This window comes from Stenotrophomonas maltophilia group sp. Smal32 (genome assembly GCF_030237085.1).
In the GTDB taxonomy this organism is placed as follows: domain Bacteria; phylum Pseudomonadota; class Gammaproteobacteria; order Xanthomonadales; family Xanthomonadaceae; genus Stenotrophomonas; species Stenotrophomonas maltophilia_Q.
The window spans coordinates 1-16,418 of the sequence record NZ_JASJSI010000006.1; the positions used below are offsets into that span (position 1 = coordinate 1).

General features: G+C 67.3%; 11 protein-coding genes and 1 pseudogene. 5 read left to right on the forward strand and 7 right to left on the reverse strand.

From position 1 onward, the window contains the following. Window positions 1-226: 226 nt before the first annotated feature. Window positions 227-1,147, reverse strand: coding sequence for a M14 family metallocarboxypeptidase (locus QRO91_RS02620; protein ID WP_049427612.1), 921 nt, complete (start codon window positions 1,145-1,147; stop codon window positions 227-229). 131 nt (window positions 1,148-1,278) lie between these two features. Between QRO91_RS02620 and QRO91_RS02625 the strand changes: the two genes are divergently transcribed. The 3 genes from QRO91_RS02625 to QRO91_RS02635 all read left to right on the forward strand — a co-directional run bounded on the left by QRO91_RS02625 (window position 1,279) and on the right by QRO91_RS02635 (window position 6,014). Further along, window positions 1,279-3,360: a TonB-dependent siderophore receptor gene (locus QRO91_RS02625; protein ID WP_285310237.1), complete on the forward strand. Its 2,082-nt coding sequence runs from the start codon at window positions 1,279-1,281 to the stop codon at window positions 3,358-3,360. A 62-nt stretch (window positions 3,361-3,422) separates the two neighbouring features. Continuing rightward, window positions 3,423-5,195: a chloride channel protein gene (locus tag QRO91_RS02630; RefSeq protein WP_285310238.1), complete on the forward strand. Its 1,773-nt coding sequence runs from the start codon at window positions 3,423-3,425 to the stop codon at window positions 5,193-5,195. Between the two features lie 102 nt (window positions 5,196-5,297). Beyond that, window positions 5,298-6,014: an MgtC/SapB family protein gene (locus tag QRO91_RS02635; protein ID WP_049427162.1), complete on the forward strand. Its 717-nt coding sequence runs from the start codon at window positions 5,298-5,300 to the stop codon at window positions 6,012-6,014. A 73-nt stretch (window positions 6,015-6,087) separates the two neighbouring features. Here the strand turns inward: QRO91_RS02635 and QRO91_RS02640 are convergent, their stop codons facing one another. Beyond that, window positions 6,088-6,489, reverse strand: a complete 402-nt coding sequence (locus QRO91_RS02640; RefSeq protein WP_197651177.1) for a MerR family transcriptional regulator — start codon at window positions 6,487-6,489, stop codon at window positions 6,088-6,090. A gap of 63 nt (window positions 6,490-6,552) precedes the next feature. Here QRO91_RS02640 and QRO91_RS02645 point away from each other — a divergent pair, with 63 nt between their 5' ends. Then, window positions 6,553-7,380, forward strand: coding sequence for a class I SAM-dependent methyltransferase (locus QRO91_RS02645; protein ID WP_197651178.1), 828 nt, complete (start codon window positions 6,553-6,555; stop codon window positions 7,378-7,380). Window positions 7,381-7,423: 43 nt separating this feature from the next. On the opposite strand, the gene QRO91_RS02650 is transcribed toward QRO91_RS02645, so the two are convergent. The 5 genes and pseudogenes from QRO91_RS02650 to QRO91_RS22480 form a co-directional block, all read right to left on the reverse strand. Next, a complete protein-coding gene (locus tag QRO91_RS02650) occupies window positions 7,424-7,714 on the reverse strand; it encodes a DUF6959 family protein (protein ID WP_285310239.1) in 291 nt (96 codons plus the stop codon). 123 nt (window positions 7,715-7,837) lie between these two features. Then, entirely contained in the window at window positions 7,838-8,674 is an 837-nt protein-coding gene (locus QRO91_RS02655; protein WP_197651180.1) for an OmpA family protein, read from the reverse strand. Window positions 8,675-8,735: 61 nt separating this feature from the next. Then, on the reverse strand, window positions 8,736-9,566 hold the full coding sequence (locus QRO91_RS22535) for a YadA-like family protein (RefSeq protein WP_404830221.1): 831 nt from the start codon (window positions 9,564-9,566) through the stop codon (window positions 8,736-8,738). Window positions 9,567-9,578: 12 nt separating this feature from the next. Further along, complete coding sequence (locus QRO91_RS02660) at window positions 9,579-14,237, reverse strand: ESPR-type extended signal peptide-containing protein (RefSeq protein ID WP_404830222.1); 4,659 nt, start codon at window positions 14,235-14,237, stop codon at window positions 9,579-9,581. Between the two features lie 235 nt (window positions 14,238-14,472). Then, window positions 14,473-15,455: pseudogene (locus tag QRO91_RS22480) on the reverse strand (helix-turn-helix domain-containing protein). 693 nt (window positions 15,456-16,148) lie between these two features. Between QRO91_RS22480 and QRO91_RS02675 the strand changes: the two are divergent. Next, on the forward strand, window positions 16,149-16,349 hold the full coding sequence (locus QRO91_RS02675; RefSeq protein ID WP_049426692.1) for a Flp family type IVb pilin: 201 nt from the start codon (window positions 16,149-16,151) through the stop codon (window positions 16,347-16,349). Window positions 16,350-16,418 lie beyond the last annotated feature (69 nt).

The window sequence follows — 16,418 nt, forward strand, 5'->3', positions numbered from 1 at the left end:
GTGGCCTTGGAGCGAGGAGTGCGGTTTTGAGTGCCGGTGGGGTGGGTGGGCGGGGGCTGTCTCGGGCCGCGTGGCTGTCGGGCTGGGGTGTTTTTTGGGCCCGGTAATCCGGTCCCCGCTTCCCACGGGGGTAGTGCGGGGGCCGGGGGGTGGTTGGTGGGGGGGGCGGGTGGAGGAGGTACGGGCGGGGGCGGCCCGGCGCGCGGCGCGGGCCCCCCACTACCGATCAACGATGGGCGAGCGCGTAATCCAGCGCCGAGCACACCGCTGCCACCTGGGCGTCGTTGCACTGCTGCGGGGTGGCGCGCGGGCTGTCCGGGTAGACCTCGGTGGTGGTGGTGTACTTCGCACCGGTGATGCCAGCGCACAGGCCCAGCTTCACCAGCGGGTATTCGATCACGCCGTGGGCCACCACCGGCGAACCGATGATCTCGCCCTTGTCGTCGGCCGGGGCGATATGGGTCACCTTTTCCACCGCGGCGATCACCGCCTGCTGGAACGCCGCCTGCGGGTTCTCGCTGTCATCCACCAGATAGAAGCCATCGGGAATCAGGCCCGGCTCGAACGGCTTGCCGTCACGTGCGGCCAGCGCCGGGCGGAACTCGCTCTCGTCGCTGTCGGTGGTTTCGTGCAGGTCGATATGCAGCACGAACTGGCCTTTGTAAGGCGCGATCAGCTCGATGACAGCGGTCGATTCGCGGGCCGGGCCATCGGCGCGGAAATTGCGGTTCGGATCGATCGCATCGAAGTTCCAGCGGTTGATGCGCTCGAAGCCCCACGGGTTCACGCACGGCGCCACCAGCAGGTTGGCCTTGCCTGCATAGTCGGTGCCATGCTTCTCAAGGAACTCCAGCGCGCCCATCACGCCGCTGGTTTCATACCCATGCACGCCACCTGTAACCAGCGCGGCCGGCAACGCCGGGTTCCAGTCGCGGCTGCGCAGGGCGAACAGGGTGTAGGTCTCGCCAGCGTAGTCGAGCTGGCCATAGGCCACCTTCTCGAAGCGGGAGGCCAGCGCCTCGATGCGCGGCAGCACCTCCTCGTCGTAGCGGCGCAGGCGCTGCTGGCGGCCACGCCACGCCTCCCGTTCCGCCGCTCCCCACGGCTGGCCAGGGATTCCGACGGGGTAGAAGGCGGCTTGGGACATGGCGGATCTCAGCGAGTCAGGAAGCAATCGCCCACTCTACCACCGGGGGAACAGCGTGAACCGGCGGCGCATTCCATTGGCGAATGGAATCAGCAATAATTCTCATTTACCACCTTCCACAGCCCGCACCGATGCCCACCCACGCCATGCAACCGGCCCGCCTGCCGCTGGCCGCCGCCCTTGCCCTGTGCCTGCTGCCGGCCGCTACCGCCTCCGCCCAGGACAGCGCCACCACGCTGGACAGCATCCAGGTCTCCGGCAACTGGCTGGGCACCGGCCTGCATGACAGCGTCAAGAGCTTCGCCGGCGCACGCACCGTAGTCGACCGCCAGCGCATCGAGGCCAGCGGCGCGGCGAGCATCGGTGATGCGATGCGACGCATCCCCGGCGTGCAGGTCACCGACAACGCCGGCACCGCCGGCAGCTCGGTGTCGCTGAACATCGGCGTGCGTGGCCTCACCGGCCGCTACTCGCCGCGCTCGACCGTACTGCTGGACGGCGTGCCGCTTGCGGTAGCGCCGTATGGCCAACCGCAGCTGTCGTTCGCACCGACCAGCCTGTCCAACATCGAGTCGATCGACGTGGTGCGTGGCGGCGGCGCGGTGCGCTACGGGCCGCAGAACGTGGGCGGCATCATCAACTTCAGCACCCGCGCCATTCCCACCGGGACCGGCCTGCACGGCGAAGCCGGGGTGCGTTACACCGCCTACGACCACGGCGGCGGTGACAGCACCCAGTACAACGCCTTCCTCGGCGGCACCGGCGACAACGGGCTGGGCGCCGCCCTGCTCTACTCCGGCCAGGATGGCCGCGGCTGGCGCCAGGGCAGCGATGACCGCTTCAACGATCTCGCGCTGAAGTTCGCCTATGCCATCGACGGACAGCAGGCGCTGCGAGCCAAGCTGTCCTACTACGACGTTCGCTCACTGACCCCGGGCGGCCTGACCCGCGCGCAGTACGAGACCGACCCGTTCCAGAACACCCGGCCGACCGACTTCTGGAAGGGCCATCGCACCGGCATCGACCTGGGCTACACCAACACGTTGTCGGCCAACAGCGAGTTCGAGGTGCTGGCCTATTACAACGAAAGCACCCGCGCCAGCTCGCTGATAAACGCGGCCAACACCCAGCTGACCGTGCAGCCGCGAGACTACCGCGTGCTTGGCATCGAGCCGCGCTACACCCAGCGCCTGCACTTGGGCAGCACGGTGCATGACATCACCGCCGGCTACCGCTTCCTGCGCGAGCGCGGCAACGACCGCAGCTACACCGTAACCCGCCGCACCGGCGCGGCCAGTGCCACCACCCGCTTCGACAACGCCACCGACGCGCACGCCTTCTACATCGACGACCGCATCGCGATCGGCCAGTGGCGGATCACGCCCGGCGTGCGCATGGAATGGATCGACATGGACCGCCGCCAGGCCGGTGGCACGGCGACCTTCAGCAGCCGCAACGACAAGGCGCTGCCCTCGATCAACGTCGCCTACCTGCTGACCCCGCAGCTGACTGTGTTTGGCAACTACACCACCTCGTTCGGACCGGTGCAGAACATCCAGCTGAATTCGCAGACCGCCAGCAATCCGCTGAACCCGGAGGTGGCAAAGACCACCGAACTGGGCGCACGCTGGCAGGACGGTGCACTTCGCGCGGAAGTGACCGTGTTCAAGATGCGCTTCGACAACCAGATCCTGCAGGTGCCGGGGATCACCCCGCCCACCTTCCAGAACATTGGTGCCACCGACCACAAGGGCGTGGAGAGCGCACTGGAGTACCACTTCGCCGAGGACAGCGCGCTGGCCGGTCTGGAGCTGTACGCCAACTACACCTGGACCAAGGCGATCCAGCAGTCGGGCGACAACCGTGGCCTGGACGTGCCGTTCTACTCGCGCGACACCGACAGCGTGGGCGCCCGCTACGCGCTGGCCGGCTGGACCTTCAATGTCTCCAGCACCCACCAGAGCGGCCAGTTCTCCGATGCCGCCAACACCTGGGAAGAAACCGCTGATGCGCGCGTGGGCCGCGTGCCGGGCGTGCGCCTGTGGAACGCGCAGGTGGCCTGGCAGGTGCCGGGCCTGGGTGACAGCGAGATCGCACTGGGCGTGAACAACCTGGCCGACAAGCGCTGGTACACCCGCAACGTCGATGGCAACGCCGGCCGCATGGTGGCCGCGCCGCGCACCTTCTACGTGCAGGGCCGCTACCGCTTCTGAGCCGGTAGCCGCCCGATGCGGTGACGGTGGCGCTCACGGTGGCGGCGTATCATGCCGCCACCATGTCTTCGCCTGTTTCGCCATCGCGCCTGCATCTGGCCTTCCAGGGCCTGCGCCTGCGGCTGCGCGGTAGCGACCTGTGGTTCATCGCGCTGGCGCTGCTGGTCGGCCTGATCGCCGGCTACCTGACCCTGCTGCAGTCCGGCATTGCACGTTGGTTGCAAGGCTCCCTGTACGGGCTGGATGAAGGGATGCGCCTGAGCTCCCTGCCCTCGCTGACCTGGACAGCGCTGCTGGTGCTGCCGCTGGGTGGCCTGCTGGTCGGCCTGGTCAGCCTGGCGGCGACGCGGCTGAAACGGCCCCTGCTCGACGCGGTCGAAGCCAATGCCCTGCACGGTGGCCGCATGTCGATGCGCGACAACCTGATCGTGCTGACCCAGACCCTGCTGTCCAACGGCTGCGGCGCGTCGGTCGGCCTGGAGGCTTCGTATACGCAGATGGGCGCAGGCAGCGGCTCTCAGTTGGGCCGGGTGATGCGCCTGCGCCGGAACGACGTGCGCATCCTGGTCGGTGCCGGTGCCGCCGGCGCCATCGCCGCTGCGTTTGGTGCGCCGCTGGCCGGTGCGTTCTATGCGTTCGAGATCGTCATCGGCGCCTACACCCCGGCCGCGTTGGCGCCGGTGGCGGTGGCCGCACTGGCCGGCGCGTTCGTGGCCGACCAGGCCGGGATCGAGGCCTATCTGCTGCCCGCTGCCTCGACCATCGACGTGCGCGCCGCCGACTACGCCATCTACGGCCTGCTCGGCTGCTGCTGCGCGATGGTCGGCATTGCCATCATGCGCCTGATCGCTTCGATCGAAGGCACGGTCAAGCGCAGCCCGCTGCCCGCGTGGGGCCGGCCGGTGGTCGGCGGCCTGCTGCTGATTCCATTGGCACTGGCCAGCCCGCAGGTGCTGTCGTCCGGCCACGGCGCGCTGCACCTGGACCTGACCACGCATCTCCCGCTGATCTGGATCGGCGGCCTGCTGACCCTGAAGTGCCTGGCCTCTGGCATCTCGCTGGGCTTCGGCTTCCGTGGCGGCCTGTTCTTCGCTTCGCTGTTCATGGGCACCCTGGTCGGCGCGTTGTTCGCCGGCCTGCTGGGCATGGCCACCGGCGTGCCGGTGATCGATGCCACCTCCGCCGCGCTGGCCGGCATGGCCGCACTGGCCGCCGCCGTCGTTGGTGCGCCAATGACCATGGCCATGCTGGTGCTGGAAGGTACTCACGACTTCCTGCTGACCAGCGTGGTGATGAGCGCCGTGCTGGTGTCCAGCACACTGGTGCGGCAATGGTTCGGCTACTCGTTCTCGACCTGGCGCATGCACCTGCGCGGCGAGACCATCAAGAGCGCCCGCGACGTCGGCTGGGTGCAGAACCTCAATGCCGGGCGCCTGATGCGCAAGGGCGTGGCCACCGCCCCGGCCGATCTCGATGTGGCCTCCTTCCGCCAACGCTTTCCACTGGGCTCGGGCACCCGGGTGATCCTGATCGACAGCGAGGGCCACTATGCCGGCATCGTGCAGATTCCACGGGTCTACGGCGATGGCGTGAAGCCGGAAGCCCTGATCGGCGAACTGGCCGAGAACCGTGACGTCTCGCTGGCACCGTCCTCCGACGTGGTCAGCGTGATGCAGCGCTTCGACCAGACCCAGGCCGACGAGCTGGCGGTGGTCGGCGCCGACGGCCAGGTGCTGGGCGTCGTCTCCGAAGCCTTCGTGCGCAAGCGCTACGCCGAAGAACTGGACAAGCGCCAGCGCGAGCTGATGGGCGAGCGGGTGGAGGACACCGACTGACCCCGCAAAGAAGGGGACGGAGGGGATCAAGTCGTTTCTGGCACTTTCGAAATCCAGGCATGGCGTGGATCTACTGTCACCTCGACCGGGTAGACTCCGGCCATGCGCTTCATTGAAACCTTCCAGGCCGGTCCCTTCGCCGACACCGTGGTCAGCCTGCTGGCCGCCTTCGTCCTGGGCACGTTGATCGGTGCCGAGCGCCAATACCGGCAGCGCACCGCCGGCCTGCGCACCAACGTACTGGTGGCCGTGGGCGCGGCCGCCTTCGTCGACCTGGGCATGCGCATCGCCGGCAGCGCCGAAGCCGTGCGGGTGATCTCCTACGTGGTCTCCGGCGTCGGCTTCCTCGGCGCTGGCGTGATCATGAAGGAAGGCATGAACGTGCGCGGCCTCAACACCGCCGCCACCCTGTGGTGCTCGGCGGCGGTGGGCAGCTGCACCGGTGCGGACATGCTGGCCGAAGGCGTGCTGCTGACCGTACTGATCATCGCCGGCAATACCCTGCTGCGGCCGCTGGTAAACGCGATCAACCGCATTCCGATCAACGAGGCCGCCACCGAAGCCACCTATGAAGTGCGACTGAGCGTGGATGCCGAAGCCGTGCCGCGGGTGCGCGAACGGCTGGTCGACGCGCTGGAAGCGGCACAGTACCCGGTAGGCGACGTGCAGGTGGTCGAGCATGCCGACGCGCCCTCCGATGTGATCGCCGTGCTGGTCAGTACCGCTGTGAGTGCCGACGAGCTGGATGTGGTGCTGGCGCGGATGGAGCACGTACCGGGCGTGCTGCATGCCACGTGGGAAGTCAGCACCCGCGATTGATTCATACACGCATGGCGTGGATCTGCCGAAGCCGTGGTGCAGTAGATCCACGCCATGCGTGGATGCCCTCCTCTCACCCACCCATTCGCTGCTGCGCGCGCAACAGTTTCCGGAACGAACCGCACTTCCGGGCATCCTCTGCCTGCGGGCATGCCGCAGCCCGCTGCAGATGCCGCCGCACCCGCTCCAGCTGCGTGATCTGCCGCTGCAGCACCTCGGCCTGCGCCAGCAGCGCCTCGCGATCCAGGGTAATGCAACCCTGCTGCGGCAACGACAGCCCGATCTGCTGCAACGACAGTCCGGCCGCCTGGCCCAGGCCGATCAGCGCCAACCGTTCCAGCACCTGCTCGTCATACTGCCGTCGCAGGCCACGGCGCCCCAGCGCCTGCAACAGCCCCAGCTGCTCGTAGTAGCGCAGGGTCGAGGCCGGCACCCCGCTGCGCTTCACCACCTCGCCGATATCCAGTTCACGCATGGGCTTGACCTCAAGTCGTCTTCAAGCAGCAACCTATGGGCCACTTCCGGACAAGGCAAGGCCATGGCCAGCACATCCCCCGTTGATCAGAACACCCTCTGGAATGGCCCCAGCGGCCAGATCTGGGTCGCCCAGCAGGCCATCCTCGATGGCCTGTTCCAGCCGATGGCCGACCTGCTGGTCGCCGAGTTGCCAGAAACCGTCACGCAACTGCTCGACATCGGATGCGGCACGGGCGCGAGCCTGCTTGCCGCCGGCGCGGCACGCCCGGCCGCCCACTGCACCGGCGTGGACATCTCCGCACCGATGCTGGCAATGGCACGCGAGCGTGCTGAGGCGGCGGGGCTGGACGCTGACTTCATCGTCGCAGACGCGCAACAGCACCCTCTGCCCTCGGGGCACTTCGACTGGATCCAGTCGCGATTGGGGGTGATGTTCTTCGAGGATACCGGGGCCGCGTTCGCCAACCTGCATCGCGCAGCCACGCCAGATGCGGGCCTGCGCTTCATTGCCTGGCGCAGCGCAGAAGAGAACCCGTTCATGACGACCGCCGAACGGGCCATCGGTGATGAGCTGGATCTGCCGCCACGGATCCCTGGCGCATCCGGGCAGTTCGCCTTCGCCGACGGCGAACGTATCCACCGCCTGCTGCAGGACGCCGGCTGGAAGTACGTCGAAGTGACTGCGGTGGACCTGCCCTGCTCACTCGCCCTCGATGAACTGCCGACCTATGTGGGGCAGCTCGGTGCACTGGGTCTTGCCCTGCGAGACCGGCCCGGAGAACGCGCCGCCGCACTCCGCGACAAGGCGCTGGCAGCATTCACGCCATTCATCGAGGGCGATCGGGTCCGCGTGGATGCGGCCTGCTGGTTGATCCGCGCACGCGCATGAGCAGGGCCATCCACGCATGGCGTGGATGAGGGTACGTGGGGCGCTACAGCGCCTCGCCGGCGTCGGCCAAGCGCGATTCGATCAGCGCATACCACTGCTGCAACACGTCGATGAGCATGTCCAGCTCGGCATCGGTGCGCTGCGCGCGGCCGCTGCGCAGGCAGGCCTGGGCCTCCTGCAGCTGCGCCAGGAACCCGGCCACGGTATCGGCCTGCAGGATCAGCCCTGGCAGGCGCCGCCCGGGAATGCGCACCACGGCATGGTTGCCGAGCTGGCCATACACACTCAGTGTGGCTTCCGTCTTCATGGGAAGAGGCAGGAATTGGGCATTCATCGCGTGCACCATGGAGAAAACCTGAGCCGCCGGCAGGCGTGGTCGACGGGGGAGACGTAACCACGTCCTGCCGGCGGTCAGGGGGGGCTCGGTATACCGGGACACTTCCCCGGCGTGGAACTGTCAGCGCGGCTGGGCCATCCCGGCGATCTGAACGCGCCGGTTCGGTGCCAGGCACGCGATCAGCTCGCGACGGTTGCGCTGCTCGCACTGCACGATCGGCTCGGCCGCACCCCGCCCTTCGGCACTGATCGCGGTGGCGGGCACCCCGCCCTGCACCAGGGCATTTCGCACGGCCTCGGCGCGGCGCTGCGACAACGTCTGGTTGTAACTGGCGCTGCCAATGCGATCGGTGAATCCGGTCACCCGGATCGACTGCACCTGCGCGGCCTCGCGCACCTGCGCCAACACCCCCTGCACCGCCTGCTGGCCTTCTGCGCTGAGCACGGCGCTGTCAAACCCGAACAGCGCATCGGCAGACAGTCGTAGCGGCTGTTCCGGTAACGGTGCCGGCGGCGGCGGTGCTGGCGGCCGCGGCGGCTCGAGCACGGCCGCGCACGATTCCGGCTTCCAGTAGCCGCCCTGGGCGATGCCCTTGCTGTCGAATCGCACCTGGAACTGGCAGGTGAAGTATTCGGCACCCTGCGCCGTCCGGAAGTTGAACAGGTAGTTCCACTCGCGCACGCCCCACATGCCTTCGTTGAAATGCGGCGTGCCCAACAAGGTGTAGAGCTGGCGCTTGCTCATGCCCGGCGCGAAGCGGCGCAGGTCGGCGACATCGGGATAGATGCCCTCCTTCAGCGAGGCCTTCGAGGCGTCCGGGAAGTGGACGGCGGTGGTTTCGGCCGGACCGTCGGCGGCCGGCGCATGGCTGCGGCACGCGGCCAGCAGCCCCATTCCCAGGATCAGGCCCAGCGTAGCGGCCAGCTGGCCGGTGCGGGCGATGCGATGCTGTTTCATGTCGTTCCCCCTGTAGACGTTTCCGCGATGCCGGGCCGCACCTGCGACCCGGCGGCGGGGATCACCACTGGATGCCGGCACCGACGGCCACGCCGGCCTCGCCACGGCTGTTGGTGGAGCCGCTGAACTTGTAGATCCAGCGACCACCTTCGGAGACTCCGGAGATACCGATCGCCACGCCCGACTCACCGTTGTAGCTGCCGGCTGCGACCGAGGCCATGCTGCGGCCCGCTTCGCTGGGCTGCGGCAGAGCAGCGGTGGCCATCGCCGAAGCGATACCGGCCGAAGCGCGATTGTCGGTCTTGCGCAGGTCGCGCTCGAAGCCGCCCATGCGCTCGTCGGTGTAGGCCTTGGACCAGTCCAGGGTCTGTGCCATGCCCGACTTCAGCTGGTCCACGTTGACCGCATCGGTTCCGGCGGTGCCCGCGGCGACATTGCGCACCGTGGTCGGGCCGCTGGTGGTGCTGCCCAGGGTGACGCTGTTGTAGTTGGTCGCGCCGTTCACCGTGGTGTCGTAGCGGATCGTGCCCTGCTGCGAAGCCTGCAGCTGGCGCACGTTGACCGCATCGGTGGCCTGCGAACCATCGGCCACATTGACTACCTGGCGTTCGGCACCGCTGGCACCGACCGACACCGTATTGGCCCGGTTCGCAACCGAACCCGCACCCAGGGCCACCGAATTGTCGGCCTGTGCCTGCGACCCATTGCCCAGCGCTGTCGAATTGGCACCGGCAGCGGTGGAGCCTGCACCACCGGCGGCCGAATTGGCACCGCTGGCGGACGGGTCGGCCAGGTTGTTGGTGTTGTTGGCGCGGAAGCTGCCGGCCACATTGGTGATGTTCTGGATCTTCTGGTCGGTGTAGGACTTGGACTGGTCGATGGCGTAGTTCACGCCGTTCTTCAGCTACCCGACATTGGTCGCATCGTGGTCGTCGGAGCCATCAGCAACATGGGTGATCTTGCGCTCGCTGCCGGTGCTGCCCAGCGACACCTCACCTGCCGAGTTGCTGGCACCGGTCTGCCCATAGGCGCCGGTGTAGCCGCTCTGCGCACCGACGCTGGCCACCGAACCGGCACCCAGCGCCACGCTGTTGCCCGCGCTGGCACTGGCGCCATTGCCGACCGCCACGCTGTTGGCACCTGCGGCACTCGCCTGCGGGCCGACCGCCACCGCCTCCGCGCCGGCCGCCGTTGCAGCCGCTGCCGTCGAGTTCACCGCCAGGTAGGCACTGCCACCGCCACCATTGGTGATGCGCTGGTTGAGGACCTTCAGCGAGCCATCCACGGCGGTGAATGCGGCGGTGACGTTGTTGTAATCACCGCTGGTGAAGGTGCCATCGGTGGCGATGCTGGAGATGCTGAACTTCGGTGCGGTCCACACGTTGGTGGTGCCGTTGTAGGCGGTGGTGCCACCGAAGTAGTTGGCGATGGTGCTGTTCGTGCTGAACAGCTGGTCGCCGGTGATGGCATCACTGCTGCCGGCCAGGATGCTGCCCGCGGCCACGTTGGTCACCTTCACCGCACCGGTGCCGGTGCCCTTCAGCGAGACACTGTTGATCACGTTGCCACTGCCATCGACGTCGTACTTCACCGCCAGCTTGTCGATCTCGCCGGTCTGGTCGGCGACGTTGGCCAGCGAATTGCTGACCGCGTCGAAGGCGGTGCCGACGTCGTTGTAGTTGCCCTTGGTGATCGTGCCGTTGGCGGCCACGTTGTTGATCGAGTAGGTCGGTGCGGTCAGCACGCCGCTGGCGTTGACCGCTGCACCACCACCGAGGTGGGTGGCCACGGCCTGGTTGGCGGCGAACAGCTGTGCACCGTTGATGGCTTCACTGCTGGTGGCACTGACCTGGCCCGGGCCGAGGTTGCGCAGCGTGGTCGCGGTGCCGGTCTGGCCCAGCGTGGCGCTGGCGTAGTTGACGCTGCCGTCGCCGTTGAGGTCGTAGCGCAGGGCGCCCTGCTCGGAAGCCTGCAACTGGCCCACGTTGACCGCATCGGTCGCCGCTGTACCGGCGGCCATGTTGGTGACCTGGCGCTCGGCACCGGCCGCGCCGATGGAGACACTGTTGGCACGATCGGCCAGGCTGCCGGCACCGACCGCGATGCTGTTGGCGGCGGTGGCGCGGGCATTGGTGCCGACTGCAATCGAGTCGGTGCCACTGGCCAGGGCCTCGATACCGGTCGAGTTCACCCGCAGGTACTTGGTGCCACCGTTACGGATGTCGGTGATCTGCGTGTTGAGGTTGACCAGCGAGCCATCGACAGCGGCGAAGGCATCGGTGGCGTTCTCATACAGGCCCTTGGCGATGGCACCACCGGTGGAGATGCTGCTGATCTCGAACAGCGGTGCGGTGAAGACACCACTGGCCGGGTCGAACGCCGCGCGGCCACCGAAGAAGCTGGCGATGGCTGCATTGGTACCAGCCAGCTGGCCACCGTTGACCGCCTCCAGGCTGCCTGCGGTGATCGCGCCGCCGGCCAGGTTGCCGATGGTGGTGGTGCCGGTACCGGCGCCGAGGGTGACCCGGCGGTAGTTCGGATTGCCACCGGCATCCAGGTCGTAGGTCACCGCGGCATCGGCCACGCCGTTGATCAGGCTGATCGCACCCTTCAACTGGGCCACGTTGACCGCATCGGTGTTGACACTGCCGGCAGCCACGTTGGTGATCTGGCGCTCGCCGCCACCGGCGGTGCCCACTGACACTTCACCGGCCGAGACCTGCGGCGCAGTGAGGCCATACGCGGTGTAGCTGGCCTGCGCGCCGCGCAGTGCGGCCGAACGGTAGCCCAGTGCCACCGAGTTGGCCTGGTTGGAGGTGGCCTCAGCACCCAGCAGGGTCTGGCCGTTGGCGGTACCCACGGCACTGTCACCCACGATCACCGAATGGCCCATGCGTGCCGCGTAGTCGGCGGTCGGCACACCAGTCGGGTTGCTCGGGTCGTTGACCCCATCACCCGGGAAGGCAACGTTGGCATCAACCTTCGGCAGCTCGTGACGTGCGTTGGCACCGATCACCACTTCCTTCGAACCGTTGGCGAACGCACCGTCGCCCATCAGCACCTGGTAGTCCTGCGCGGCGTTGACCGCCCAGCACGAGATGTCGGCCAGGGCGACGTCCAGGCACTTGGCGGCCCAGGCAGGCGAATCCTTCGGCAGCAGCAGGCCCAGCAGGCCGCCCGGGTTGCCGTTGTTGATGTTGTAGATGTAGCTGTCGGAGGTCACGCCACCGATCAGGGTCAGGTGCGAGCTGCCACCGGTAACGGCACCACCCAGCCCGTTGAGGGTGCTGCCGACCGGCGACAGGTTCACTACCGGCAGGCCCAGCACGTTGACCGTCGAGTAGGTCTGCATCACGTTGGCATTGCTGAGCTTGAGGTTGCCGTTGCTCAGGTAGCCGTTGCCGCCGAACAGGCTGGTGGTGGTCGGCCCGATCAGCTGGCCGACATTGCCGACCAGGCCACCGGTGCCGATGATCAGGCCCGCATTCGGATCCGCGGCGGCAGGGGCCTTCGGGCTGGTGGGGGGAATCGCGGAGGGCTTGGTCAGGCCCAGGCCGCTCAGCGTGCCACCGACCAGGCCGCCGACCGCGCTGCCCAGATTGCCAAGAGTGCCGTTGAGGTTGCCGTTGAGCAGGTTGCCCACGGCGCTGCCGACGTTGCCGAGCGTATTGCCCAGCAGGCCACCCAGGCCCGTGCCGGAGCCAGTGGCGCCATTAAGCAGGCCGCCGACGGAACCGACCGTGTTGTTGAGCGTGCCGCCGACCGCAGTGCCGACACTGCCAACCGTGCCACCGACGGCGCCCACGGTGTTGTTGAGCGTGCCGCCTACGGCGCTGCCCACGCTGCCGACGGTGCCATTGAGAGCTCCGCCAACAGCACCTCCGACCGCGCCGACAGTGCCTGCCGCACCGTTCAATGCGCCACCTACGGCGCCGACGGTGTTGTTGAGCGTGCCGCCTACGGCGCCGCCCACACTACCGACGGTGCCGTTGAGGGCTCCGCCGACCGCACCACCGACGGTGCCTACGGCGCCATTCAGTGCGCCACCCACGGCGCCTACCGTGTTGTTGAGCGTGCCGCCTACAGCACCGCCGACGCTACCGACCGTGCCATTGAGGGCTCCGCCAACAGCGCCTCCGACCGCGCCGACAGTGCCTGCCGCACCATTCAATGCGCCACCGACGGCGCCAACGGTGTTGTTGAGCGTGCCGCCTACAGCGCCGCCCACACTGCCGACAGTGCCGTTGAGGGCTCCGCCGACCGCACCACCGACGGTGCCCACAGTGCCATTCAGTGCGCCACCCACGGCGCCTACCGTGTTGTTGAGCGTGCCGCCTACGGCGCCGCCCACACTGCCGACGGTGCCGTTCAGGGCTCCGCCGACCGCACCACCGACGCTGCCTACGGCGCCGTTCAGTGCGCCACCCACGGCGCCTACCGTGTTGTTGAGCGTGCCGCCTACGGCGCCGCCGACGCTGCCGACAGTGCCGTTGAGGGCTCCGCCGACCGCGCCACCGACCGTGCCTACAGTGCCATTCAGTGCGCCACCCACGGCGCCTACAGTGTTGTTGAGCGTGCCGCCCACGGCGCCGCCCACACTACCGACGGTGCCGTTGAGGGCTCCGCCGACCGCGCCACCGACCGTACCGACCGTGCCGTTGAGCGCGCCACCGACGGCGTTGCCCGCGGCGCCGACCACGCCGCCCACCAGCCCCCCGACACCCAATGCGCTGTTCTGCGCCGCAACCATTGCCTGGCCCGCCAGCTTCAGATTGCGATCGGCAACCACTTCCTGGCCATCCGGCGCCTGCACGCGCACCTTGCCGGCTGCACCGGCATCGAATGCGGCAGTGATCGCCCGATCGTGGGTTTCTCCCGGCAGTTCCTCCTTGGCGGGCAGCGTGATCGCCGCCGTCGCCTTCGCCTGGCCCTGGGCGTCGATCTGATGGCCCGCCACTTTCAGCTTCGAATCCAGCGCGCCATCTACAGAAGCCTTCAGGCCCCGCAGTGCACCAGCCGGCGCGCCGCTGATGCCGGCGGCCGCTTTTGCACCGGTATCGATGGATGCCACCTGCGCACCGCCGAGGCCGATGTTGGCTTTCGCGTGGACATCCGCAGCAAGCCCCGGGACGGCGACCTGCTTCGGCGCCGTGTTCGCGGCCAGCTTCACCTGCACGGTGGCCGGCAGCACGTCACGCACCACCGGCAGCGCCGCGGTGCTCAACTGCAGGCCGACGCGCGCATCCGCGCTGATTGCCGGGCTGCTCTGGGCCTGGCTTGCGGCAGCCGCAAGGGCCACCTCGGCATCGACCTTGACCGGCATGGGCTGGGTGTACTTGGCTGCAAGTGCCTGCAGATCACGCAGCGACTGATTGGATTCGGAGGCCCCTGCGTGGCCACTGGCCAGTGCACACAGCAGGGCCAGGGCGAGCGTGGTGGGCATCAGCAGGAAGGCGCGCGGATCCCGCGCGGCACTGCCACCGCTGTCGCCGGTGGCCAGTTCGGAGGCCACGACCAGAGCATTGAGCTGGCGGTTCCATACACGCCGGTAGATGCGATTCATGAGCACTTCCCCCGTAGGCGAACAACTGGAATGTCAGTGGACTTGCCGTTTGGCAGGTGATTGACATTTCAGCGCTCGCGGCGGCGGCTGCGCACTTCATTCCGGCACGGCAATCGCGCATTCCGGCAAATCCACGGCCGGAATCGGCAGCGGGTTATGCAGAAGCGGCAACGATATCGGCAAGCGCATGGGCAATTCCGGCAGAAACCACCCAAAAACCCTTGCGGCGCTTGATTCAGGCCGGCTGGCCGATCTGCGCGGGAGCGCGCATCAGCGTATCGCGCGGCAGTTCGCCGAAGACCTTGCGGTAATTGTCGGCAAAGCGGGAGAGATCCCAGAGGCCGCAGCTGAGGGCGATCGCCTTCACCGAACGGCGGCTGGAATCGGCCATCGACAGGCTGCGACAGGCAGCACAGAGGCGCAGCATGGACAGATAGCGGTTGGGCGAGGTTCCGAACAGATCCTCGAAGGCATAGCGCAGGCCGCGTTCGCTGACACCCGCCGCGTCGCATATCTCGTTCATGTAGATATTGCGGCGCAGGTTGAGCCGCATGAAGTTCTCCGCCCGCTGCGCGATCAGATAATGCGTGCGCCGCGCGCGGCTGCAACCAGGGCGATCGGCGGCGCCTGCACCGAGCAGGGCCTGCACGTGCTCGTGCAGCAATCGTTCGGTTTCTTCCGGCTGCAGGCCAGCACCCTGGCCGAGCTGAAGATGCAGCTGCTGATAATGATGGGCAAGTGGTGCCGAATCGTTCGCCAGATTGAACAGTGAAAGCGCCTGGCCCGCGGGCGGCGTGCTGCGCAGGCTCAGTTCGGTCAACTTGCGTTGCACCCGTGCGACCGGCACCAGCATCAGGGTCATGTGCGTACCTGGGCTCAGCGTGAACTCGCTGATGCCTTCGGGCATCACCGTCAGCGCCATCCCCGGTGTAAGCGGCACCCCGTGGCACCACAACTCAGTGTTTCATCGGTCGCGTGCAGATACCCCAGCATCGCCCAGTCAGGTGGCAGCATGAAGCGGCCACGGCAATGGAAGCCGCAACTGATGCTGCAGAACAGGGCTTCCTCATGCACGCGCGAAACAAAGGCCGCCCGCGGCCCGTTGCCATCGAGCAGCAGCAGTTCGACATCGCATACACGAAGCACGCCGCTCAGCGTCGCCAGATCAATCGATCGCAGGCCGCTGTCGTCGCTGTCTTCTACCCCACCATCGACCATGACAGTGTCGTCCCCCCGTTGATCCGCAACACGCTGCGGCCCCCACTGCCTGACAGGGCCACACCATTCCTCCAGGAACCTTCGCCATTGCCGGGATCGCTGCGGCCGGTGCCGCACGACCAACCCGATTGAAAGCAGCAACCTGGAACCGAGTATGCCCGATAATCATCGAAGGTAAACCCGAACCCTGCATTGAAGAAAATAGATACACAGATGAAGAAAATGTGGTCGCCAGTGGCACGATTTTCGCATGCGTCATTTGCGACATCACATTATCTGCACGTCGATGAATCGTTTTGCCAGCGAACGGATATACGTCACAGAAACAGCCTGAAAGTCTAAGGGTCGGCGCGTTTCTGCCGAATTTGCATATAGGTTCCAGTTGCAGCCAACCGCCATTCAGGCAAAGTCGATGACACGGTGATCCGGTCGCTTCAAAACGACCACACCTGGGGGAGCGCATGGCCACGACCGTATCGCGGAACAGTTCGACCACCGGCGCAGCGCCGCGTGGTCGCGACGTTGCGGCCGGCATTTTCCCCGGGGCCGATTACCCAGAATGAGCACGGCGGGGCATTCCCGCCATGCCACCCCGCCAGGATGTGCGGGGCCCACGGACGATCCCGGCGGAGCCGGGCCACCGCCCAACAGGTGTCCTGCATCTGCAGACAACAAGTAGAGGGAGACAAGGCCATGAACGCATCCATCCGCAAGTTCCTGAAGGAAGAAGATGGCGTCACCGCGCTCGAGTACGGGCTGCTGGCCGCCGTCATCGCCGGCATCCTGATCGCGGTCGGCAACAAGGAGATCAAGGGGTTCTTCGAGACGCTGTTCAAGAACCTCTCCGACCTTGCCACCAAGGCCTCCGGGTCGGCACCTGCGACCGGCGGCTGAGCCTGCGTGCATCGCACGTCCCTGCAGCGGTGCTGGGATGTGCCCGGTGGCAACTGCAGACTGTCCAAT

Coding starts and splice junctions, on each gene's coding strand:
- QRO91_RS02625 (WP_285310237.1), top strand. CDS start 1,279: ATGCCCACCCACGCCATGCAACCGGCCCGCCTGCCGCTGGCCGCCGCC.
- QRO91_RS02645 (WP_197651178.1), top strand. CDS start 6,553: ATGGCCAGCACATCCCCCGTTGATCAGAACACCCTCTGGAATGGCCCC.
- QRO91_RS02635 (WP_049427162.1), top strand. CDS start 5,298: ATGCGCTTCATTGAAACCTTCCAGGCCGGTCCCTTCGCCGACACCGTG.
- QRO91_RS02640 (WP_197651177.1), bottom strand. CDS start 6,489: ATGCGTGAACTGGATATCGGCGAGGTGGTGAAGCGCAGCGGGGTGCCG.
- QRO91_RS02630 (WP_285310238.1), top strand. CDS start 3,423: ATGTCTTCGCCTGTTTCGCCATCGCGCCTGCATCTGGCCTTCCAGGGC.
- QRO91_RS02675 (WP_049426692.1), top strand. CDS start 16,149: ATGAACGCATCCATCCGCAAGTTCCTGAAGGAAGAAGATGGCGTCACC.
- QRO91_RS02650 (WP_285310239.1), bottom strand. CDS start 7,714: ATGAATGCCCAATTCCTGCCTCTTCCCATGAAGACGGAAGCCACACTG.
- QRO91_RS02620 (WP_049427612.1), bottom strand. CDS start 1,147: ATGTCCCAAGCCGCCTTCTACCCCGTCGGAATCCCTGGCCAGCCGTGG.
- QRO91_RS02660 (WP_404830222.1), bottom strand. CDS start 14,237: ATGAATCGCATCTACCGGCGTGTATGGAACCGCCAGCTCAATGCTCTG.
- QRO91_RS02655 (WP_197651180.1), bottom strand. CDS start 8,674: ATGAAACAGCATCGCATCGCCCGCACCGGCCAGCTGGCCGCTACGCTG.